The sequence below is a fragment of the Bacillus cereus group sp. N31 genome (assembly GCF_016483245.1).
Classification (GTDB): Bacteria; Bacillota; Bacilli; order Bacillales; family Bacillaceae_G; genus Bacillus_A; species Bacillus_A toyonensis.
Genome location: NZ_JAEHCH010000014.1, coordinates 126,020 through 150,029 on the forward strand (window position 1 = coordinate 126,020; position 24,010 = coordinate 150,029).

The window sequence follows — 24,010 nt, forward strand, 5'->3', positions numbered from 1 at the left end:
GGATGTCCGTCAGCTATTTTTTACCAAGGAAGATATTTTTTCCACCAACTTGTTTTTTTCTTTTCTTCACTTGTTTTTTCAAATTCCTCTTTATCATCGACATGATCCATACAATATTCAGTAGGCTCGGTGCCTTTGGCGAAATACATTTTAACTGAAATTGGACAGTTCTTTGTAGCAATCTTTCCGTTTTCTGGGTTAATATTAACCGCTACGACATCACTTGGTTGTTTAAAATCCTTTTTAGGCTGCCCATCTAAGCCTTTCTCCATCGTATCGGTCCATATTTTTTTCGCATATCCTTGTTCTGCTACGTTTGAAATAGATTTAGGTTGATCATATCCAACCCATACACCAGTTACGATTTGTGGAGTGAATCCAATCATCCAACTATCCGTTTCAGTAGAACCAGACTTTCCGGCATATGTTCTTGATAGTTTTGATAACATAGATTGACCAGTTACAGCGGCATAACTGCTTAGTTTTTTATTAAACATACCAGTCATCATTTCTTCCATCACAAACGCTTTGCTCTTATCGAGAACTTGTTTGCTCTCCAAATGAGCATCGTATAACATGTTCCCTTCATGATCCATAATACGACGAATAAAGATAGGTTTTACTTCTTTTCCACCGTTTGCGAACATACTATAAGCATTCACCATTTCAATTGGTTTTACAGGAGACGTGCCGAGAGCTAGGGAAGGCACATCTTTTAATGCACTCTTAATTCCGAATTGCTTCGCTGTTTTTGCGAGCGTGTCGTCACCTAAAAATAAATTTGTTTTCACAGCGTATATGTTATCAGAGACTGCGAGAGCTTGTGCCATCGTTACGAAATCATCTGCGTAATAATCTTTATAGTTTTTCGGTTTATACTTTGAAACACCGTCACCTAAAGTGAATACAGTGTATTCGCTTTTTAAGCGCGTAGCAGGGGTGAATCCTCGTTCCAAAGCTGCGTAATATAGAAAGGGTTTAAATGTAGATCCAGGCTGACGGACGGCTTGTGTAGCCCTGTTAAATTGACTCGTATTATAATCAGTTCCTCCAACAAGAGCAGCCACTTCACCTGTTTTTGGATTCATAGAGACGAGGGCAGTTTGTATGTTTGCTGTTTCAGGTATATGATCTTTGACAGCTTGTTCTGCTACAGATTGTAACTTAGGATCTAACGTTGTATAAATACGTAAGCCACCTCGTTGTAAGGCTTGCTCATCCAGTCCGATATCCCGAAGAAGAGAAGCTTGTACAGCATCTTGGAAATAAGGCGCAACCTCTGCTACTTTTTTCGTATCAAGCGAGGCAAAAGTTAGCGGTTCCTTTTTTGCAGAAGCTGCTTGCTGCTTCGTAATATAACCTTGTTCTACCATTTCATCTAATATGAGAGATTGACGTCCTTTAGCACGTTCTTCTTTTAAAAAGGGAGAGTAGACACTAGGTCCTTTCGGGATTCCTGCAAGCATACTGGCTTCTGCTAATGTTAATTCTTTTGCTGTTTTATCGAAATATAGACGAGACGCAGCCTCGATGCCATAAGCACCATGTCCGTAATAAATTGTATTTAAATATCCTTCTAAAATATGATTTTTATTATAATTCACTTCAAGGCGGACAGTATACATTGCCTCTAATAGTTTCCGTTTCCACGTTTTATCATGATCTAAATATAGATTACGTGCGTATTGTTGTGTAATCGTACTAGCACCTTGTACTTTTGCCATTGCTTTTAAATCAGCAACAATTGCACCTGCAATACGTTTCATATCGAAGCCATGATGCTTATAAAATCTTTGGTCTTCAATAGAAAGTGTCGCTTCTTTTACATAGGGAGAAATTTCATTAAGAGAGACATTGTAACGCTTTTGTATTTCGTTACTTTGTCCAATAACTGTATCATCGTTCGCGTAAAAGACGCTTGTTTGCGGGACTGCGACAGGAGGTGGTCCCATAATTTTTGCAACTATAATAATAACAAAAAAGGAAAAAACAAAAAAAAGAACACAAGAAAACATTACGGTGAAGAAAAGACGTTTATATTTTTTAAGTTTTGGATTTATAGTTTGATTCATCTTTTTCAGCCCCTCATTAATACAAACATTATTGTATTAGTATTGAGGATTTTCATTTATTTTAAACAATGAAATTTTGAAAACAAAAAGCCCCTTCAATTAAGAAAGGAGCTCAAAGGCACGTGCTGGCCAATCGGTGATGATGACATCTACACCATAATCAATCATCGTTTGTAAATCTTTGTATTCGTTAATTGTATAAGGGCGGAAAACGTACCCTTGTTTTTGTGCTAGCTGTACGAATTCTTTAGTTAGTAGCTGAAAGTTTGGATGTAAACCAGTTGCTTCTCTAATTTTTGCTTCAGCAATAGGATCAGCAAGTGGCGTATCATATAAAATTGCCCTTGGGATTTCAGGAGCTATTTCTGCTAATAATGAAACAGAGTCATGGTTAAATGATGAGAATACAATTTGATTAGAAAGATGATATTCACGAACAAGTGCAACAACTTTTTCTTCAATATTTGGGTAGTGAATCACATCTGTTTTTAATTCGATATTTAGTTGTAAGTTCGTTGTGGAAAGCCAGATGAAAACTTCGCGTAACGTTGGGATTTTTGCTTCATGGAAAGAAGGGTCTTTATGGCTACCAGCGTCCAATGATTGTAGTTCCTCTACCGTTTTTTCAGAAACAATCCCTACGCCATTTGTTGTGCGATCCACTGTTTCATCGTGGATTACGACAAGTTCGCCATCTTTTGATAGATGAACATCAAGTTCAATCCCATGAGCGCCAATGCGTTCAGCTTCTTGGAAGGCGATCATCGTATTTTCTGGATGTGTTCCTTTTACCCCGCGGTGAGCGAAAATAAGTGGTTTATTCATGTGAAAATCTCCTTATCATCTCTTTTCCTTCATTATGAAACCGCTATGAGAAAAATACAATTTATATGAAAAAAATTTACAAAAGTCTAACAGTTGCACAAAAGTTAACGTTAACGTAAAATGTAATAATTGAGTGAAGGGAGGAATAAACATGTATAAAATTGATGAAGTAACAAAGCAAGTTGGTTTAACAAAGCGTACACTTCGTTATTATGAGGAAATTGGTTTAATTCATCCCCCGGAGCGTAGTGAGGGGAACATTCGGCTTTATACGGATGAGGATATTGCAAGAATTAAAAGGATTGTGGAGGCGAAAGAAGTATTAGGAATCACGCTTCAAGAAATGCAACATTTCTTATCGTTAAAAGAAAGAATGGAACAAAGAAGAAATAGCGAGAATCCTCGCGACCGCGAAGTGATTCAAGAAATTAAAGATATGCTTGAGAAACAAGTGCAAACGCTGGATGAAAAAATGGAGCAAATGCAGCGTGTAAAGGCAGAACTTGAAGATAGTTTACATCGTGCAGTGACATTTTTAGAGAGCACAAAAGGAGAATGATCGAAATGGAGAGCAAACAAAAACTAGGGAGATTGATTACAGTGGTGGCTACTTTCCTTGCCTTTTCTGGTATAGGGGTAGTCGATCCAATCTTGCCGATTATTGCTGAGAAAATTGGTGCAACGCATTGGCAAGTTGAAATGTTATTTACCGCATATATTTTAACGATGGCAATTATGATGTTACCAGCTGGTATATTCGCATCAAGATTTGGTGATAAGCGGATGATGACAATCGGTCTTGCAATTGTAACTGTATTTGCGTTTATATGCGGTATATCGCAAACGATTGCTCAATTATCTCTTTTCCGTGCTGGATGGGGATTAGGAAATGCGATGTTTTTTGCTACAGCAATGACACTTTTAATAGCATTAAGTAAGGAGGTTCATGAAGCAGTAGGATTATATGAAGCAGCTATCGGTTTAGGAATGGCAGGTGGCCCATTGTTAGGTGGTATATTAGGTGGACATTCTTGGCGTTACCCATTTTTCGCAACGAGTATTTTAATTTTCTTAGCATTTATTTTAGTATTCTTTTTTGTAAAAGAACCGGAGCGAAAAGTGAAGCGTAAAGCAGCGGGCGTAGGTGAATTACTTAACCTAGTGAAATATAAACCGTTTATGCAAGGTGCGATTTCAGGGATGTTATACTACTACGGATTTTTCGTCGTGCTAGCATATTCACCACTTATTATGCATTTATCCGCTATTCAATTAGGTTTTGTATTTTGTGGATGGGGATTAGCGTTAGCTTACGGTTCCGCAATTTTAGCACATAAGCTAGAAGGGAAATATGAACCGAAAACATTGTTAAAAGGTAGTTTACTCGTATTTGCGATTTTCTTAATTGCATTATTCTTTGTGAAAATTATGTGGTTACAAATCGTATTAATCGTTCTATCAGGATTAGCATCTGGTTTAAATAATGCATTATATACAAGCTATGTAATGGATATTTCACCTTATGAAAGATCTGTTACGTCAGGTGTTTATAACTTCGTTCGTTGGTTAGGAGGAGCGATTGCTCCCATTTTATCAGGAGTTATCGGACACACTGTTTCACCACAAAGTCCATTTTTAGTCGGTGGAGTTGTTGTATTAGTTGGTTGCGTTATGATCTTAATTCCGATTCGTAAACCGGTAGAAATAGAGACAAAAGCCCTTTCTTAAGAAAGGGTTTTCTTTCCTATTACAAGGCAAACCCTTTCCACATATATGTTAGAACCCTCTGACTAAAATATATTTTCGGTATTTTTGTACTTTTAACTATACATTTTGGATGTTTTGTTTTATTTTTGTTAGGGGACATTAATGATGTCCCTATTATAAATTTGCATTGAAAGGCGTGATTGTACGATGGAACTATGGTTCACTGAAAAACAAACAAAACATTTTGGGATTACGGCACGTATTAACCGCACATTACATACGGAGCAAACAGAATTCCAAAAACTTGATATGGTTGAAACGGAAGAGTTCGGAAACATGCTTATTTTAGATGGCATGGTTATGACAACAGAAAAAGATGAGTTCGTTTATCATGAAATGGTAGCGCACGTACCTTTATTTACACATCCAAACCCTGAAAACGTATTAGTTGTCGGTGGTGGTGATGGCGGTGTTATTCGTGAAGTGTTAAAACACCCAAGCGTAAAAAAAGCAACTCTTGTTGAAATTGATGGAAAAGTAATTGAGTACTCTAAACAGTACTTACCATCAATTGCAGGCGCATTAGATGATGAGCGTGTAGAGGTGAAAGTAGGAGACGGTTTCCTACACATCGCAGAAAGCGAAAATGAATATGACGTAATTATGGTAGATTCTACTGAGCCAGTAGGACCAGCAGTAAACTTATTTACGAAAGGTTTCTACGCTGGAATCTCTAAAGCGTTAAAAGAAGATGGTATTTTCGTTGCACAAACGGACAACCCTTGGTTCACACCAGAACTAATTACAACTGTGTTTAAAGACGTAAAAGAGATCTTCCCAATTACTCGTTTATACACAGCAAACATTCCAACGTATCCAAGTGGACTTTGGACATTCACAATCGGATCTAAAAAACATGATCCACTAGAAGTAAGTGAAGAGCGTTTCCACGAAATCGAAACGAAATACTACACAAAAGAATTACACAATGCAGCATTCGCATTACCGAAATTTGTTGGCGATTTAATTAAGTAAGAGCGTTAAATTGAAATAAATAAAGTGTAAGTAACTCATTTAAGGTGTTTGTCTAGAAGGCTTGAACATGCTAGTTACTTACACTGCTACAAATGAAGTAGTCTTCTTGTGATAACAAGAAGGCCCAGGTAAATCGAGAAAGAGGAGCAGTACGCTCCAAATTTGAGAAATAATGAAAGGTTGGGATACCTTAAGTTCCACATAAGGAGGAAAAGAATATGCGTTTTGATGAAGCTTATTCAGGTAAAGTATTTATTAAAAGTCATCCAAGTTTTGAAGAGTCAAAGGCGGTTATTTATGGGATGCCTATGGATTGGACAGTAAGTTTCCGTCCAGGATCTCGCTTTGGCCCTGCACGTATTCGTGAAGTATCAATCGGTCTTGAAGAATATAGTCCGTATTTAGATCGTGAACTAGAAGAGGTAAAATATTTTGATGCGGGTGATATCCCATTACCATTCGGAAATGCACAACGCAGCTTAGACATGATTGAAGAGTATGTATCAAAACTTTTAGATGCCGGTAAGTTTCCACTAGGTCTCGGCGGTGAGCACTTAGTGTCTTGGCCAATTTTTAAGGCAATGGCAAAAAAATATCCGGATTTAGCAATCATCCACATGGATGCTCATACTGATTTACGTGAATCGTATGAAGGGGAGCCTTTATCCCACTCTACACCAATTCGTAAAGTGTGTGATTTAATTGGTCCGGAAAACGTATATTCTTTCGGAATTCGTTCTGGAATGAAGGAAGAATTTGAATGGGCGAAAGAAGTAGGTATGAACTTATACAAATTTGACGTATTAGAGCCGTTAAAAGAAGTATTACCGAAACTTGCAGGACGTCCAGTCTATGTCACAATCGACATTGACGTATTAGACCCAGCTCATGCTCCTGGAACAGGAACGTTAGAGGCTGGAGGTATCACATCTAAAGAACTATTAGATTCCATCATGGCAATTGCAAATTCAAATATAAATGTAGTTGGAGCAGACTTAGTAGAAGTAGCTCCTGTCTACGACCATAGTGATCAAACACCAGTCGCAGCAAGCAAATTCGTGCGGGAAATGCTGCTCGGTTGGGTGAAATAAAAGTGAAGCCGACTGTTTAGACCCGGTGACTAAGGTTCTTTCCTGCAAAAGGTGCTTTTTACCTTTTGGCAGGGAAGGTTCTTAGACGCAAGGGTCTAGGAGGCGTAACTGGATAGAAATAAAGGCGGAAGCGAAGCGACCGACCATTCTAGCCGCTGTAGCTGGATAAAGTAAGAGTCCCCTATGAATAGGGGCTTTTATTTTATCTGTTATGTGTCGGTAAGTCGATATATTAAAAAAATCGTCGATATAATCCCATTTACCATAGCAAGACATGAAAAAAAGAGTTATTCTCAAAAGGTGAGAATAACTCTTTTTCTTATGCAACCTTTTCTTCTGAAGCAATGCCGCGAATTTCATCAGCAGAGCGGATCGGATATTTGCGGAACACAATAGATCCGATGTATCCGACAATAGTGGTAACGATTCCGCATAGTACAGCAGCGATCGTTACTTTTATAACGTCATTAAATCCAAACAAGACGAGAAGCCCTGGAATTGGTGATGCTGTTCCTGGCGCATTATTAACGAGCTGGAATAGCGATGTAATAATACCGGCAAGCGCGCCGCCAACGAAGTTTGTCATATAGATAGGAATTGGATTTGCTGAGACAACATCGGCTTGTGTTAAAGGCTCGATTGCTACAGCAATTGTATCTTTCTTTGAACAAATTTTTAGTCGTTTAAAGAAAATAAAGTTCATCGGGGCTGAGGCCGCAACGGCAAGACTGCCAATTGCCATTGGTAAACCTGTTAATCCAAGCATTGCAGTTAATGCCATAGAACTTAATGGAGAGGTAGAAATAACTGTTATTAATCCACCAAGCATAATACCCATAATGATAGGACTTTCTGTAGTTGCAACTGAAATCATAGAACCGATTTTACCAAGTGTTGCGTTAACGAGTGGATCCATAAGCATGGCCATTCCACGTGAGATTGGTGCAGCAATAAATAGGATTGCTAAAAACTCTACACCAGCTGGTAATTTCTTTTCGAGAAATTTCACGACGAAGGCACAAACGTATCCAGCAAAAAATCCTGGTAAAATACCGAATCCACTAGTAGCGATACCGATTAAAACAGCGTATACGGGTGAAACGCCGATTGCTAATGCTACTAAAATTGCTGCTGCAACACCGCTCATACTACCAGAAGCTTCTCCTACTGATTGTAAAAAGTCATTATGAAACATTTCTCCACCTATATAACGGTGAAATGCTTCAATAAGAAAACTTGCGATTGCTGCATTAGCTAAAGCACCCATCGCCTTCATTCCGTAAGGCGCACGGTAACTGAAAAGTGTAAATAGACAAAGTACAACAAGTAATAGTGCTAAACCTTGCAAGATAGCCATTTGAAAACTGTCTCCTTTGATTTTTGTAATAAAAATTTGTATCATTCAATAATAATATAAAAGTTTGTGAAACGGAAAAATTTTTTATTGGGAAATTGCTGTAAGGTGAAAAACCCTTACAATAATGTAAGGAAAGTGTAAGGCATTTCGATAGAGTATAGTATGCTTTTTTTCGTATAATACAGGTATAGACATACGGTTAGTGAGAAAGTAGTGCAAACAGGAGGCGCATTTATGAAATTGGTAATTAAAGTTTTAGCTGTGTTCGCCATTATTTTAGGAGGAACAGCATATTATTTAAACACGAAAACAGAAGGTGTGCATGCTTTTGTAGACAACTTCTTTTCAAATAAAGAAATACAAGATTATTATGCCGTTATAGATAAAAGCGAGAAAAAAGACGATGAATATTTGTATACATTTAAAGGATATACAGAAGATGGAAAGTTACAAGTTATTAAAAGAATGGTGAACCGTGAATTGCATACGGGTGCTTTTATAAAAATTTATGCAAAAGGTATGCAGGGAAAAGGATGGGCTGAAATCCCGAAAGAATCAATCCCACAAAAAGCGTTGCAAAAAATAGAAAAACCATAAAAGGGAGCGAATCGTTCGCTCCTTTTTTAGTGCGTTAAAATGGTGATAGCTGAACTTTCTTTATTAGAAATGATTTTTGCACGTCCGCCAATTGGGAAAGTAAAGATCGGAGTTGTATGTCCGAAACTTGCATTCGCAATAATAGGGATATGTGCAAGTTCAGGCTTTGAAGTAATCATTTCTTGAATGTCCTCTATCATACATTCTGCTCCTTTTTGCATTCTTCCTATAACGATACCTTTTACGTATTCAAAATCAGTTTGTTGCATAAGAGAATGTAAGTATCGATCGAAAGTTTTAAGTGTAGCTTTTCCCGTTAAACTATCTTCTTCAAGAAATAAAACTTTATCTCGTAAGCTTGGCATATACGGTGTACCTTGTAGTAAATGTAAAGTGCTCATATTTCCGCCGATAATATCCCCTGTAGCTTCTCCTTCTTGAATCGAAATATATCCTTCATTTTTAATAAATTCTCGATTTTCCTGATCTATATACCAAGAATCATCACTCCACGTTTCAGATGGTAGGATTTCAATAGAATCATTAGAAGTTAAGCATTTAAAAAAGTAATCGGTTGTATACGCGAGACCTTTCTCCATTCCAAATGAAGAGAAGTGAGGACCTGAATATGTAACAAGACCTGTTTTTGTATAAAGTGCGTTATGTAAAGCAGTAATGTCAGAATAGCCGCAGAAAAACTTTGGATTTTCGCGAATTAAATCGTAATCGAGATGTTTCAATAAGCCGTTAGAGTTATATCCGCCAAGTGTCGTCAAAATTGCTTTTACATTAGGGTCTCTAAATGCTTCATGGAGGTCTTGAACACGTGAAGAAATAGAAGAGGAAGCGAATCGATCTATCTCATCAGCATATTTTGAGAATGTAACTTGAAAGCCCATGTCGGTTAATCTTTTTATAGCAAGGTTTCTGTTTTCATTTGAGACAATACTTAAACTACAAGATGCTGAAATAACTCTTATTTCATCCCCTTTTTTTAATTTTGTTGGTATCATGACATTCACCCCTTTAATTAAAAGAATATTTAGATTTAAAAAATATTTTATCATATGAAATAAAGTGAGGGTGAATTATTTTTTGAAAAGGAGTTTTCCTGATTTTTCAGCAGACAGACAGCATCTTTTTTTGATATGATAGGAAAAGTGATTTATTATAAGTAGTATTTAATATCTATAACATTTGAAAGGTGTGCAAGACGTGAAGAAACAACTTGCAGGCTTGCCGATACACGTTCATTTCGTAACAGAAATCCGTGAAGGGGCGAGGAAGGAAACCGTTGCTTTTGAAGCAAATGGTCAATACTATGTAAAAGGTCAAGGTACATACGTAACATTCCAAGAGCCGAACGAACAAGGCGAAGTGAAGACAATTATAAAAATTCAAGATGAACAAGTTCTCATTATGCGTTCAGGTGCTATTTCTATGCGTCAGACGCATGTGAAAGGTGAATGGACAACTGGTACGTACACGAGTGAACTTGGTACGTTTGCACTGCAAACGAAAACTGATAACGTTCTTTTTAAATGGTCGGATGAAAAGAAAAAAGGACAACTCTTCTTAACGTACGCATTGCTTCTAAGTGAACAAGAAGCTGGCAGATATACAATTACAATTAACTTAAAGGAGGCAAAATAATGAATTCTTTAGAACAGGTAAAAGGATTGATTAAAGAAGAAATTCAAGCTGCTGTATTAAAGGCAGAATTAGCGACAGAAGAACAGATTCCAAACGTTGTATTAGAATCTCCAAAAGATAAAACAAATGGTGATTTCTCTACAAATATGGCAATGCAACTTGCACGTGTTGCGAAAAAAGCACCTCGTATGATTGCAGAAGAATTAGTTGCAAACTTTGATAAAGCAAAAGCTTCTATTGAAAAAATTGAAATCGCTGGTCCTGGTTTTATTAACTTCTATATGGATAATAGTTACTTAACAGACTTAATTCCAACAATCGTTAATGCTGGTGAAGCTTACGGTGAAACGAACACTGGTAAAGGTGAAAAAGTACAAATTGAGTTCGTATCTGCGAATCCAACAGGTGACCTTCACTTAGGACATGCACGCGGTGCTGCGGTAGGCGACACTTTATGTAACGTATTAGCAAAAGCAGGATACGATGTATCTCGTGAGTACTACATTAATGACGCGGGTAACCAAATTCATAATTTAGCTCTTTCTGTTGAAGCTCGTTACATGCAAGCGTTAGGTTTAGATAAAGAAATGCCAGAAGACGGTTACCACGGTGCAGATATTATCGGTATCGGTAAACGTTTAGCTGAAGAGTTTGGCGATCGTTATGCGAAAGCTGATGCGGAAGAAAGCTATGAGTTCTATCGTTCATACGGTTTGAAATATGAGTTAGCAAAACTTCAAAAAGACTTAGAGAGCTTCCGTGTTAAATTCGATGTATGGTTCTCAGAAACATCATTATACAAAAACGGAAAAATTGATCAGGCTCTTGCTGTATTAAAAGAGCGTGACGAAATCTTTGAAGAAGGCGGCGCAACTTGGTTCCGTTCAATGACTTACGGTGACGACAAAAACCGTGTATTAATTAAAAACGACGGTTCTTACACATACTTAACGCCAGATATCGCTTACCATCGCGACAAATTAGAGCGTGGTTTCGATAAATTAATCAACATTTGGGGTGCTGACCACCACGGTTACATTCCTCGTATGAAAGCTGCGATACAAGCACTTGGTTACGATAAAGACACATTAGAAGTAGAAATCATCCAAATGGTACAACTATACCAAAACGGTGAAAAAATGAAGATGAGTAAGCGTACGGGTAAAGCAGTTACACTTCGTGAGCTTATGGAAGAAGTAGGCGTGGACGCAATGCGTTACTTCTTTGCAATGCGTAGCGGTGATTCTCATTTAGACTTCGATATGGACTTAGCTGTATCAAAATCTAATGAAAATCCAGTATACTATGCGCAATATGCACATGCTCGTGTATGCAGTATCCTTCGTCAAGGTGAAGAGTTAGGATTAGCTACAGGCGGAGACGTGAACTATAAACTTGTTACTTCTGAGAAAGAAGTAGAATTACTGAAAAAACTTGGTGAATTCCCAGCTGTAGTTGCGGATGCAGCGCAAAAACGTCTGCCACACCGCATTACAAACTATGCATTTGAATTAGCTGCAGCACTACACAGCTTCTACAATGCAGAGAAAGTATTAAACCAAGATAACTTAGAGTTAAGTAAAGCTCGTTACGAATTAATGAAAGCAGTACGCACTACACTTCAAAACGCACTAGCAATCGTAGGAGTATCTGCACCAGAAAAAATGTAATGAAGAAAAGCGGAAGCGGCTCGTTTAGAATAGGAGGGGGATGGAGCTCCTGACAGAGAGGCGTACTTTGCCTCGGAGGAAGGCGCGAAGCCACCGAGTATTCTAGCCGCTGGAGCTGGACAATGAAGAAAAGCAGAAGCGGACTTTCGCTTTAAGTAAAAGGCAATCACACGATGGTGTGGTTGCCTTTTTGTATGGAGATAATAAAAAAATATAATTTTTATCAAACAAATATATGAAAGAGTTCGCTAATCCATTTGTGATATTTGAGGTGGCAGGAGTTACAATGTTTTTTGCTTTTATAGCACTTTTAGTATGTATAGCATCATGGGTATATACAGATGCAAAAACGCATGGAATAAGTAAGTGGTGGAGTGTGGTATCGATTCTATTACCATTCTTTATTGGAGTTTTGTTATATATGATGCGAAGAAGTAAAAAGAGAGTAGAAGGAGAACATATGATGAAGGGTATGAAAAAACAAAAAATAACGTTAGTTGCCATATTTGCAAGTGTAATGTTTGTATTACTCAGTGGCTTTGCTTTTGTCCAAACGTTAGATGATACGTGGAGAGCCGGAGATATATATTTAGAAAGCGAGAAGCAAGGAGAGGCAAGTTACGAGGCCAAGTTCTCATCATGGGATACTGCGGGGAAAGACATTGAGCTTGAGTACGAAAAAGATACAGAAGTAACATTTTTTTATGAAACAGATGCAAGACGTGGTAACTTATGCTTTAGTTTGTATGAAAGACAAGCGGAAAGTATTAAAGAGTTAAAAGAAATCTGTGAATCAAAAAAAGGTAATTTTACAGTTACATTGAAGGCAAACGAAAAGTACGTATTTAATATAAGTGGTTTCATGGTGAAAGATGGATTTGTAAAAGTGAATTGGAAAGAGCAATAAGAGAGGCCCTCTAAAGGGCCTCTTTTTTATTGAATTGTATAAGTAACAGAAAAACTAACAGGACTATAGTACACGTAAGGTGCATGAAATTGGACATACATATTTCCATCTGTTTTTGCAGCGAAAATTCTGCCGTAACCATCAGAATAACGCCCAATAAGGTTATGATTTGAGTCATAAACACTGTAACTAGGAGTTTTGCTGTTAGGATGAATTGTTAGTTCTTGTCCCTTTTGAAGGAAAATAGGTTCTTGTTCGGAACTACTTCCAGTTTGCAAAGAATAAAATTTTGTAAAGCTTTGTTCTTGAGCGGCGGCAGCCTTTGTTTCTGGAATAAAGGCGGTAGCTCCAGTAATTCCTGCTAAAGTTAACGCACCTGCTAAAATCATTTTTTTCATAGTAGAAAAAGCCTCCTTATTAGTTGTAATCATTTTTGTTACAGTTAATATTGTATACGATAATACATAGGAGAAAATATGCTTTTATGCATATATATTTTTTCTCAATAAAAAACCACCGATAAACTCAGTGGTCTTTTAAAGCATTAAGCGGCCTTCTGTTCAGTTTGAGTAACAGGTGTTTGAAGTGTATTATAAACTCCTGTCCCGATAACGTCTAATGCCATTTTCATACGTTCAGGCGAAATGTTTTCTAACACATTATCTTGAGGTGTATGGTATACCTTTTCAATATGATAGATTAATGGATTCCAGCTATCGACACCCATCCAAATAAATAGAGCGGCAGGAATACCAACTTCAGCAAACGGTACGTGATCACTAGAGCCGAATTTTCCTTGAAGAACGAGGTTATTATTTAATTGTTTACCTGCTTGCAGGGCTGCATCTGTTACAAGATTTGTAGAACCATCAGGTGTCATAGCGTATAAATTTTTTGCTTTATCATAATTTGTTGCAACCATATCAGCGTTAAAGACACCTAAAATACGGTCACGTTCTTTCTGAGATAGGCTATTTACATAATGGTCTGAACCAAGTAATCCAGTTTCCTCGGAGCCGAAAGTAATAAAACGAATTTCTTTATCAGTTTCTACATTTTGCAAAGCACGAGCTAATTCTAATACCAATCCAGTCCCAGAAGCATTATCGTTGGCACCAGGTGCTCCAACGACGCTATCATAGTGTGAACTTATAACGACAGCTTTTTCATTACCTGTACTATTTTTTGGTTTCTTTTTCGCAATAACATTTAGAGAAGTTAAATTAGATTCATGTCTAGCTTTTAAAGAAAGAATTGTCGTTCCTTTTTTCGCAAGTTCTTCTTTAAATGCATTTCCTTGAGCGTAAGCAAGACCAAATACAGGAACAGACTGTTTTTTCATTAAGTGGGGATTGAAAGTTTGTCCGTAGTTTCCACGCCCCCCAATTAAACTGTATAAAAGAACGCCCTTTGCCCCTTTACTAACAGCATTTTCAACTTGTTTATTATAGTCTGCTACCGTTGTTCCTCTTTCGAATAGAACAATTTTACCATTAACTTCATTTGGAATATCCGCTAATTTTGTTCCACCTTTAACAAAGATAAGAGGGGCTGTAACAGCCTCTGTAGAAATTAATGCATTAGGAGCAGCACCGGCTTGCCAATTACGTTTTGTGGATAATGGCGATTCGATAAATCCAACGTACTGATCCGGCACTTGAAATGGCTGATATTCAACTTCATAGCCCATCGATTTAAGTTGCATACCAATGTAGCGAGAAGCCCATTCTTCAGACTTTGTTCCACCAGGGCGAGGACCAATTGTTTCGGATAAGAAACGGATATGTTCGATGGCACGGTTTGCATCAATTTGTTTTGTAATAGATGGAGTCTGTGTAATTTCTGAGGTGGAATCAGCTTTTGCTTGTCCGATTGGAGCTAAACCGACAGCAAGTGATAAGGCAAGTAAAGAGCTTACCATTTTTTGTTTCAACGATTTTATCATTTTTTCCTCTCCCATTCTTCTATTCTCTCTGACTGACAAAAGAAGACGGATAACGACTTTATTTTACCTGTGCACCACTTATTTTTCAATATTCTGACATTGAGAAATAAAAATGCTATATGCATATTTGCATATTTTTGGTGGAGATATGTATGCTATCATCTTAAATGAAGGTTAGCTTTCTGCTTGGAAAGCTCCTACATTGCATGAATCTAGTGTACCCAAACTTTAGATTATGTAGAGAAAAGAATCCAATGTAGGGTTTCTTTTCTCATGTTTGAATCATATGATGATAAATATGTTTCCGCATTTCATAATTATCATCAGTGATATATGTAAGGCATCCATATGAAAATACGAGGCTGTTCAAAGGTTTTCCGTACTTTTGGACAGCCTCACCCCGTTAAAAAGACGATACTTTATGTATCGTCTTTTTTGTATAAAAAAACATCCAATTAATTGAGAGATTAATTGGATGTGAAAAAAATTAATAATGTTTTTTTCGTTTTGTAGCTAAAATGCTTAACAATCCAGCGAGTAGAAGAACAATACCTACTGCTTGTGTAGGATCTTCTTTATGACCTGTGTTTGGAAGGTGTTTATCCGTATTTCGATCATTTTGCGGTTTGTTATCTGTTTTATTCGATGTTTCTTCAGAAGTTCCGTTTTCGTGTTTCTCAGATGTTTCATTGCCTTTGTTTTCTTCTTTATTTGGAGGAGTAACTGGCTTGTCATCTCCACCTGAAGAAGATTCAATTTTTTTATTTGAAACTGTAATTTGTAGTGGCGTAGCTTGGGCTTTATCAATTGTAAAGTTTATTGGTGATGCATCTAATTGATAGCCTTTAGGAGCCTTTGTTTCTACTAATTGATAATTACCAGGTTTCAAATCATTTACGATTACTTTTCCGTGTTGATCTGTTTTTAAACCTTCTCGGATGACTTTTCCATCTTGGTCTAAAATATTGAAAATGGCACCTTCAAGTGTTCCATGGTGATCAATATCAACTTTAGTTAACTCAATTGAACCCTTTGTTAAACTATTTAAGGCTGTAACAGAGGTAACCTGAGATTGTCCTTTCATAATTGTGAAAGGAATTGGATTAGCATTTAAATCATATCCAGTAGGAGCTTTCGTTTCAATGAATTGATAGTCTCCTGGATGTAAATCAGAAACAGAAATCTTTCCATCTTTATCAGTAGTTAAATCAGAACGAACATCCTTGCCGTCCATATCTACAATTTTAAAGATAGCCCCTTCAAGAGTAGTGCCGTCGATGTCATCAACTTTAGTTAATTCAACTGCGCCCTTAGTTAAGCTGTTAGTAGCAGTAACAGAGGCGATTTTTTCTTGGCCTTTTTTAACTGTGAACTTAATAGGTGTTTCGTTTAAGTCATAGTGTTCAGGAGCTTTTGTTTCGATAAACTCATAGTCTCCTGGTGGTAATTCATCAATGACTAAACGGCCGTTTTTATCAGTAGTTAAATCGGTACGGACGTCATGCCCATCCTTGTTAACAATTTTAAATACTGCACCTTCAAGTGTTGTGTTTTGCTTGACATCATCAACTTTAATTAACTCCACACTACCTTTCGTTAAGCTATTAATAGCTGTAACGAAGACATGTTTTGTTTGACTTTTTTCGATTGTGAATTTAATTGGTTCTTCATTTAAGTCGTAATGTTTAGGAGCTTTTGTTTCAATAAATTGATAGTCTCCTGGTTGTAGGTCTTTCGCGATGATTTTACCATCTTTATTTGTAACTAAATTCGTACGAATGTCGTTACCATTCATATCAGTAATTTTAAATACCGCACCTTCTAGCATTTCTTTCTTATCTATAGAGTCAACTTTCGTTAATTCCACGCCACCTTTTGTTAGGCCATTCTTAGCAGTAACAGAAACGTGAGCTAGTTGACTTCTCTCGATAGTGAAGCTGATAGGTGTTTTATTTAAATCGTAATGCTTAGGAGCTTTCGTTTCAATGAATTGATAGTCTCCTGGGCGTAAGTTCGTAGCAGTAACCTTACCATCTTTATCAGTAGTTAAATCAGTACGAACAATTTTACCTTTCGCATCGATGATGTTAAACACTGCATCAGAAAGTTTTGTATCTGGATTTATATCATCCACTTTTATTAATTCTACAGCACCCTCAGTTAAGCTATTTGTAGCAGTAACTTGGAGCTTTTCTTTTTGGCTTTTCTTAATTGTAAACTTAATAGGTGTACTATCTAATTTATAGTGTTCAGGAGCTTTCGTTTCAATAAACTGATAGTCCCCAGGGCGTAAATCAGAAACAGAAATTTTTCCATGTACATCTGTTGTAAGCTCAGTGGGAATGTCGTTACCATTCATATCAGTAATTTTAAATATCGCATCTTTAAGAGCAGTACCATCTACATCATCCACTTTAGAAAGTTCCACAGCGCCTTTCGTTAAGCTATTTGTAGCTGTAACGGAGATAGGATGAGCTTGGCTCTTTGTGATTGTGAATGGAATTGGCTCTTTGTTTAAATCATAGTGTTTCGGAGCCGTTGTCTCGATGAATTGATAATCACCAGGACGTAGGTCAGAAACGCTAATTTTACCTTGTTGATTCGTAATAAGATCTTTGTGAATTACAGTGCCATTCATATCCACAATTTTAAATACTGCGCCTTCAAGAGTAGTGCCATCGACGTCATCCACTTTAGAAAGTTCCACGCCGCCTTTTGTTAAACTATTTTTCATAGTAACGGTAGCAATATCTTTTTGGCTTTTTTCAATTGTAAATATAATTGGTTTTTTGTCTAAATCATAGTGTTCAGGAGCCGTTATTTCAACGAATTGATACGTACCAGGACGTAAGTTTTCGATAACGATTTTACCTTCACTGTTTGTTTTTAAATCTGTTTTAAGTACTTTGCCATCTTGATCTAGTAAATTAAATACCGCATCGGCAAGTTTTGTTTGATTGTTTAAACCATCAACTTTAAGTAATTCGATACTACCTTGTTTTAAGCTATTTGTAGCAGTTAAAGAAATAGCTTTCTTCTGTCCTTTTTCGATAGTGAAACTAATCGGTGTTTCATCTAAAACGTAATGCTTAGGAGCTTTCGTTTCGATGAATTGGTAATCACCAGGACGTAGGTCGTTAATTTCGATTATTCCTTGTTCATTTGTAACAAGGTCTTTATGAACTACATCACCGGTCATATTAACAATTTTAAATGCTGCATCTTTAAGAACAGTGCCATCAACATTATCTACTTTAGAAAGTTTAACTGCACCCTTTGTTAAAGTATTTGTAGCAGTGACATGAAGAGTTTCAGTTTGGCTCTTTTTAATTGTAAATACGATAGGTTTTTTATCTAAAACGTAATGTTCAGGAGCAATTGTTTCAACGAATTGATACGTACCAGGACGTAGATTTTCAACAACAATTTTACCTTCATCATTTGTTTTTAAGCCTTCTTCAACTAGCTCTCCGTCTGCATCTAATAAGTTAAATACGGCGTTAGCAAGTTTTGTATTTATATCAATATCGTCAATCTTTGTTAGTTCAACGCTACCTTTTTTCAAAGCATTTTTGCCTGTAACATTGATCTCTTTCGTTTGACTTCTTTCAATTGTAAATGGAATCGTTGTTTCATCTAATACATAGTGCTCAGGAGCTTTTGTTTCAATGAACTGATAGTCGCCAGGGCGTAAATCAGAAACAGAAATTTTTCCGTTTTTATCTGTAACAAGATTCGTATGAACTTCCTTACCATTCATATCAACAATCTTAAAGATTGCACCTTCGAGCATCGTACGATCGATGTCATCGATTTTTGTTAATGTTACTGCACCTTTCTTTAAACTGTTAGTAGCAGTAACAGTAATATTCTCTTTTTGACTTTTTTCGATAGTGAACGGAATAGAGTCTTTGCTTAAGGTATAGTCTTTTGGAGCTTTTACTTCAACAAATTGATAGTCTCCAGGACGTAAATCAGAAGCAGTAACTTTACCTTGTTTATCAGTCGTTAAACCTGTACGAATTACCTTTTTAGTATCATGAGCGTCAACAATTATAAATTCTGCACCTTCAAGAGTAGTGCCATCAACATCATCAACTTTAGTTAAAGTGACGCCACCTGTAAGTAAACTATTTTTTACAGTAACAGGGATAGGAAGATCTTCCTTGCTACCTTTTTTAATTGTGAACTTAATAGGTTTTTTGTCTAACTTATAATGTTCAGGAGCTTCGGTTTCAATAAATTGGTAATCACCTGGTGCTAAATCTGGAATAACTAGTACTCCATAATCATCTGTTTTTAAATCTTTCATAATTTCGTTGCCAGTTGCGTCTTGTAATGTGAATACCGCGCCAGCAAGAGCTATACTACTTTCCACATCATCTTCTTTAATTAGTTTAACTTTCCCTTTCGTCAAACTATTTTTAAATGTAAGTGGAATTAGCTTTTGTTGCCCTTTTTCGATTGTAAATTCAATTGGTTCTACATTTACATCGTAATAAGTAGGGGCCTTTGTTTCGATTAGTTTATAGTTACCAGGGCGTAAGTCGTCCACCACTAACTTTCCATCACTATTCGTAACAAGGTCTTTATGAATTACCTTTGTATCATCATTTGCATCTACAATTTTAAATACTGCACCTTCGAGTGTTTCCTTTTCATCTGCAGCGTTAACTTTTGTTAGCTCGATACCGCCTTTTGTTAAGCTGTTTTTAGCAGTAACGTTAATAGCAGTTGCTTGGCTCTCCTTAATTGTAAATTCAATCGGTTTTTTATTTAAGTCGTAATGCTCAGGAGCTTTCGTTTCGATAAATTTATAGTTACCTGGACGTAAACCAGTAGCAATAATTTTACCTTCTTGATTCGTAACTAATTCTGTACGGACATCTTCATTTTTGTCATTAACAATTTTGAAAACAGCGCCTGTAAGTGCAGTTTCGTCAACATCATCCACTTTTATTAGTTCAACATCGCCTGGTAGTAGACCATTTTCAGCTGTAATAACAATTGGTGTTTTTTGATCTTTCTCAATTGTAAATTCAATTGGTGTTGATCGTAGTTCATAATGTTCAGGAGCTTTCGTTTCAATAAATTTATATTTGCCTGGACGTAAATCAGAAGCTTTAATAGTTCCATCTGTATCGGTAGTTAAGTCTGTACGAACGTCTTCGTTCTTGTCATTAACGATTTTGAACATAGCTCCAGCAAGAGGAGTCTTTTTATCAAATTCATCGACTTTTAATAACTCAACGGCACCTGTTGTTAAACTGTTTTTTGCAGTAATTGGAATGATACTTGTTTGACTTTTCTCGATTGTAAACGGAATTGGTTCTTTATTTAAGTCATAGTATTTAGGTGGTGTTGTTTCAATAAATTGATACTCACCAGGCTCTAAATCTTTAATGGATAAGGTTCCATCTTTTTCCGTTTTTAAGTTTGTACGCACGTCTTCGTTTTTGTCGTTTACAATTTTGAATACCGCACCTTCAAGGGTAGTGCCATCAACATCATCAATTTTTGTTAAAGTCACGCCACCTGTAATTAAAGTGTTTTTTGCTTTAACAGAAGCTGCTGTAGTTTGGCCTTTTTCTATTTCAAATAGGATAGGCGTTTCGTCTAATTCATAATGCTCAGGAGCTTTTGTTTCGACAAATTGGTATTTACCAGGACGTAAATCTTTTGCTTCGATTTGTCCATGTTCATTTGTTGTTAATTTCTCATATCCAGGAATATTTTTTCCGTTGCGATCTTGAACAGTAAACTCTGCCCCTGCTAAAGTTTTATTATGATTATCAACTTTTGTTAAAAGAGCAGATCCTTTAGTTAAACTATTTGTCGCAGTTCGGTTTACTACTGTTGTTTGATCTTCAGAGATAGTAAAGCGAATTAGTTTGCTATCTAGTTGATAATGCTCAGGAGCCTTCGTTTCTTGTAAGTAGTAAGTTCCTGGCTTTAGTTTATCTATAATAATTTGTCCGTTATTATTTGTTGTTAATTCTTTGTGTTCTGGAATTACTTTTTTGTCTTTATCAAGTAGTGTGAAAAAGGCACCTTGCAGTGTTACGTTTTTATTCAGGTCATCAGACTTTGTTAAAACTACTTTCCCGACAAATTTCTTATTTGCAAGTGTATATGTTGTAGTCTCTTGTGTACCAAGTTCAACGATTTTCCCTTGTTTTAAATCCCAGCTAATTACATAGCCTTCAGGAGCTTTTGTTTCTTTTAATAAATATTTATCGCGTTTTAAGTTATTAAATTTAGCAATCCCGTCTTTGTCTGTTGTGATTTTACGGATAACAGTTTTCCCTGTACGATCGTATAAAGTAAATTCTGCCCCGGCCAATGGTGCGTTCTTATTGTCATTATCTACCTTTATAATTTCAAGGTTTCCACGACCTTTAGTAGCAGATCCTCCGCCCGAACCAGAAGACATTCGTACTTCAATCGTTTCCGTAGTTTCTGTATTTGTTACTGTTAACTTATTGCCTGCGATTTTCGCTTTATTACTTACTTTTTCTTTATCGTCTGCATTAATAAGTGAACGATATTCTAAAATATAAGCTCGATCAATTTTTTTCAAGAAGGCAATTTCAAAATGTTGCTTTCCGGTATTATTGTCTGTTGTGATCTTTAACTTATAGTCTGTTCCTTGTTTTAATTCATTTGCTGTATCTTTTGTTAAATTTCCGTATGGATCGACAGTTGTAGGATATAAGTGGAATGAATCTTCCACAAGTACCTGATTGTCTGTTGGATCGTCTGTTACAACTGCGTCTGCAATGGTTGATTGGCTTTCGTTAATTGCAATACTCCAATTAATATAGTTGTCATCTTGTATAGCTTTTTTTGTAACAAAGCTACCACCTTTATTTACTTGAGCATCACCTTTAAGAGTGTTAACAATTTTAGAGCCATCTTTTAACTCTGCCTCATTTTTGTAGGTACCTTGGATAAGCTCACCATCAAGACTTGTTTTAAAGATAATATAATAAGGTGAATTAATTGATTGTTTGAAATGAACCTTTAGGGTGTTTTTATTTTTATCTGTAGGCTCTTCAAGTTCATATTGCTCAGTCGGTACAGCATTACCAGGTTTTGCGTTATCCGGACTTCCATTTAAAATCATATCGCGCACTTCGATGGATCCTGGTACTAACTTTTGTTTATCTTGTATTACGTCTATAACATAAGGATCTTTAATCTTAACGTTATTATAATTAAAGCCTATTATCCAAGTGATTTCTTTTGTTTGGGCGTTATAAGAACCGTATTTATACCCATTCGCCTTTGTGAAAGCATCAGGATCAAAATTAGCTGCATCTTTATTTGATTGTTTGTTGGAATCTGCATCTATCCAAGATATGTTACCTGTATTTTTAAAGGAAGTTTTACCACTTTCCAATTTTGTATAATCAAAGTCTGTTGTATATTTTACAACTAATGTCTTTGTCATATTAGACTGATATGTACCTATAAGGGTAATGTTGAAGCCTTTATCCGTCATATCTAAAACATAGTCAGTCCCAGCTTGAAGAGTATAATCTACGTCTTTAATTTCTAATTTCTTATCTTTTAATTGCAATCCACCATGATCAAAGGTATCCGTAATGATCGCGTTGTTTAATGGATAGTTGTTATTATTTACTATAATTGTCCAAGTTGTTGTTTTGTCTTTATAGTTTGTTTCAGCTTTATTATTAGATTTAATAATATTTTGCTGCTTGAAGCCGGCTTCATTTTCTTTACTTGAACCATTATCAGCTGTAACTGTATTTTTTATTTTTCCATCTGTTATGATGTTACCAGTTGGCTTTGTTTTATAGGTAATTACATAAGCACTATTAATATCTTCATTAAACTGTAGGTCGAATCCATTTTTCTTTTTACTTACAGTGTAATTAGTAATAGCGTCTCCTGTTACAAGCTTTCCTTTATCATCATATGAAGCATTTTTCACGACAATAGAATTTTCATCTAGTACATGTGCAGCGTCAAAAACATCTTTTAAAATTGCATCTGTTTTTTTGATATCTCTTTGATCACCATTATAAGTAATTGTCCATTCAATCATTTGCGTCTTTGGATCATATTTACTCGTTTTGTTTAAATGTGTACCACGAGAAACCGTTACAGTAGAGCTTGCGTTTTGTTGCTTTTGATTATCACTCGTTATCGTAACGTTATTTTGGAAATTTTCAACATTTTCATCAGTGATTTTTGTGGTATATTCGATTTGGTATGCTTTATCGATGTTATCTTTAAAAGCAATCTCTAATTTTGAACCATCTGATGAAGTGATTTTGTAATCTGCTAGATTAGCTTCTGCACCACGTGTTGCGTTCCCATTAACATCAACTTCTAAATAATAAACTTTAATAGAATTTTTATTTAAGCTTGTACCTTGTGGGATAGTATCTTTAAAAACAGCGTTTATAAGCTTATCTTTCGTTTTATTCATTTCTACTGTCCAATTAATTTCATTTGTATTAATTGGCCTATCAGGTAACCCTTTTTTATTCGTAGCTGTTTGGACATTAGGCTTAAAGTCAACTGTAATAGAAACATCTTTATCTTTAATTGGGAAAGGAATTTCTTGTGTTGTTGTACCTTTAATTTCAGCTTTATTAAATTCTGTCTTTAATTGTAGGTTACCAACAAGATCTGGATGTTCTTCAACATAATCGTTGAATGTCATTGTGACCTTTCCTTCTTTTGTAACAGTAAAGTTTCCAATTGTGTTGTTTTCGCTATCGTATAAAGGATTGTTAATTGTATTGTAAATCTTAAAATGTTTAGGAAGATCAAAAATATAGTAATCTCCACTTTTGACATTCATCGATTTTAAAAGTTCCCATGTAAACTCAATATTGGCAGGGGAATCTGTACTTGGGCGGTTATCCTCTGTAAATGGTTTTCCGTCTTTGTCCGTTAACTTTACACCCGTTAAAATGTTTGTTGTTATTTGCTTTGGACCTGAATTTGTATTCTCAGCAGGGGTGCTTGCTAATTTTTGTTCTGAGTTGTCAGTGGCGTGCTTAGCTGCTGGATTTTGTTCCGGATTGTCAGTAACAGGTTTAGCTGCTGGATTTTGTTCCGGATTGTCAGTAACAGGTTTAGCTGCTGGATTTTGTTCCGGATTGTCAGTAACAGG

General features: G+C 36.2%; 15 protein-coding genes. 8 read left to right on the top strand and 7 right to left on the bottom strand.

What is annotated here, in order from left to right; translation table 11 throughout:
• Nucleotides 1–20: 20 nt before the first annotated feature.
• Nucleotides 21–2,072 (bottom strand): transglycosylase domain-containing protein, encoded by a 2,052-nt coding sequence (locus tag JDS81_RS17935; protein ID WP_097954081.1) that lies wholly within the window; start codon nucleotides 2,070–2,072, stop codon nucleotides 21–23.
• A 99-nt stretch (nucleotides 2,073–2,171) separates the two neighbouring features.
• Entirely contained in the window at nucleotides 2,172–2,897 is a 726-nt protein-coding gene (locus JDS81_RS17940) for a glycerophosphodiester phosphodiesterase (RefSeq protein ID WP_001039761.1), read from the bottom strand.
• 151 nt (nucleotides 2,898–3,048) lie between these two features.
• On the opposite strand from JDS81_RS17940, the gene JDS81_RS17945 reads away from it, so the two are divergent.
• The 4 genes from JDS81_RS17945 (at nucleotide 3,049) to speB (ending at nucleotide 6,730) form a co-directional block, all read left to right on the top strand.
• On the top strand, nucleotides 3,049–3,456 hold the full coding sequence (locus tag JDS81_RS17945; protein ID WP_000276560.1) for a MerR family transcriptional regulator: 408 nt from the start codon (nucleotides 3,049–3,051) through the stop codon (nucleotides 3,454–3,456).
• 5 nt (nucleotides 3,457–3,461) lie between these two features.
• The gene (locus JDS81_RS17950; protein WP_097927419.1) at nucleotides 3,462–4,625 is read left to right on the top strand and encodes an MFS transporter; all 1,164 of its coding nucleotides are present in this window, start codon (nucleotides 3,462–3,464) and stop codon (nucleotides 4,623–4,625) included.
• Between the two features lie 186 nt (nucleotides 4,626–4,811).
• The gene (gene speE, locus JDS81_RS17955) at nucleotides 4,812–5,639 is read left to right on the top strand and encodes a polyamine aminopropyltransferase (protein WP_000424693.1); all 828 of its coding nucleotides are present in this window, start codon (nucleotides 4,812–4,814) and stop codon (nucleotides 5,637–5,639) included.
• A gap of 218 nt (nucleotides 5,640–5,857) precedes the next feature.
• On the top strand, nucleotides 5,858–6,730 hold the full coding sequence (gene speB, locus JDS81_RS17960; protein WP_001209829.1) for an agmatinase: 873 nt from the start codon (nucleotides 5,858–5,860) through the stop codon (nucleotides 6,728–6,730).
• A 319-nt stretch (nucleotides 6,731–7,049) separates the two neighbouring features.
• Here speB and JDS81_RS17965 read toward each other — a convergent pair whose 3' ends face one another.
• Entirely contained in the window at nucleotides 7,050–8,087 is a 1,038-nt protein-coding gene (locus JDS81_RS17965) for a PTS sugar transporter subunit IIC (RefSeq protein WP_000996326.1), read from the bottom strand.
• A gap of 234 nt (nucleotides 8,088–8,321) precedes the next feature.
• Between JDS81_RS17965 and JDS81_RS17970 the strand changes: the two genes are divergently transcribed.
• Nucleotides 8,322–8,684: a YxeA family protein gene (locus JDS81_RS17970; protein ID WP_000779925.1), complete on the top strand. Its 363-nt coding sequence runs from the start codon at nucleotides 8,322–8,324 to the stop codon at nucleotides 8,682–8,684.
• Nucleotides 8,685–8,710: 26 nt separating this feature from the next.
• Here the strand turns inward: JDS81_RS17970 and JDS81_RS17975 are convergent, their stop codons facing one another.
• Nucleotides 8,711–9,697 (bottom strand): S66 family peptidase, encoded by a 987-nt coding sequence (locus JDS81_RS17975; protein WP_097954083.1) that lies wholly within the window; start codon nucleotides 9,695–9,697, stop codon nucleotides 8,711–8,713.
• Nucleotides 9,698–9,899: 202 nt separating this feature from the next.
• Between JDS81_RS17975 and JDS81_RS17980 the strand changes: the two genes are divergently transcribed.
• The 3 genes from JDS81_RS17980 (at nucleotide 9,900) to JDS81_RS17990 (ending at nucleotide 12,914) form a co-directional block, all read left to right on the top strand.
• Complete coding sequence (locus JDS81_RS17980) at nucleotides 9,900–10,337, top strand: YwiB family protein (RefSeq protein WP_079246217.1); 438 nt, start codon at nucleotides 9,900–9,902, stop codon at nucleotides 10,335–10,337.
• Entirely contained in the window at nucleotides 10,337–12,007 is a 1,671-nt protein-coding gene (argS, locus tag JDS81_RS17985; protein ID WP_001086439.1) for an arginine--tRNA ligase, read from the top strand. Before JDS81_RS17980 ends, argS begins: the two co-directional genes overlap by 1 nt.
• Before the next feature lie 235 nt (nucleotides 12,008–12,242).
• Nucleotides 12,243–12,914, top strand: coding sequence for an anti-sigma factor (locus tag JDS81_RS17990; protein WP_097954084.1), 672 nt, complete (start codon nucleotides 12,243–12,245; stop codon nucleotides 12,912–12,914).
• Nucleotides 12,915–12,940: 26 nt separating this feature from the next.
• On the opposite strand, the gene JDS81_RS17995 is transcribed toward JDS81_RS17990, so the two are convergent.
• From JDS81_RS17995 to JDS81_RS18005, 3 genes are all read right to left on the bottom strand, one after another.
• Nucleotides 12,941–13,312: a hypothetical protein gene (locus JDS81_RS17995; protein WP_000738215.1), complete on the bottom strand. Its 372-nt coding sequence runs from the start codon at nucleotides 13,310–13,312 to the stop codon at nucleotides 12,941–12,943.
• Between the two features lie 146 nt (nucleotides 13,313–13,458).
• On the bottom strand, nucleotides 13,459–14,859 hold the full coding sequence (locus JDS81_RS18000; protein WP_097954099.1) for a M28 family metallopeptidase: 1,401 nt from the start codon (nucleotides 14,857–14,859) through the stop codon (nucleotides 13,459–13,461).
• 487 nt (nucleotides 14,860–15,346) lie between these two features.
• Nucleotides 15,347–24,010 (bottom strand): SpaA isopeptide-forming pilin-related protein (locus tag JDS81_RS18005; RefSeq protein ID WP_199688604.1); only part of this gene is annotated, 8,664 nt, incomplete at its 5' end.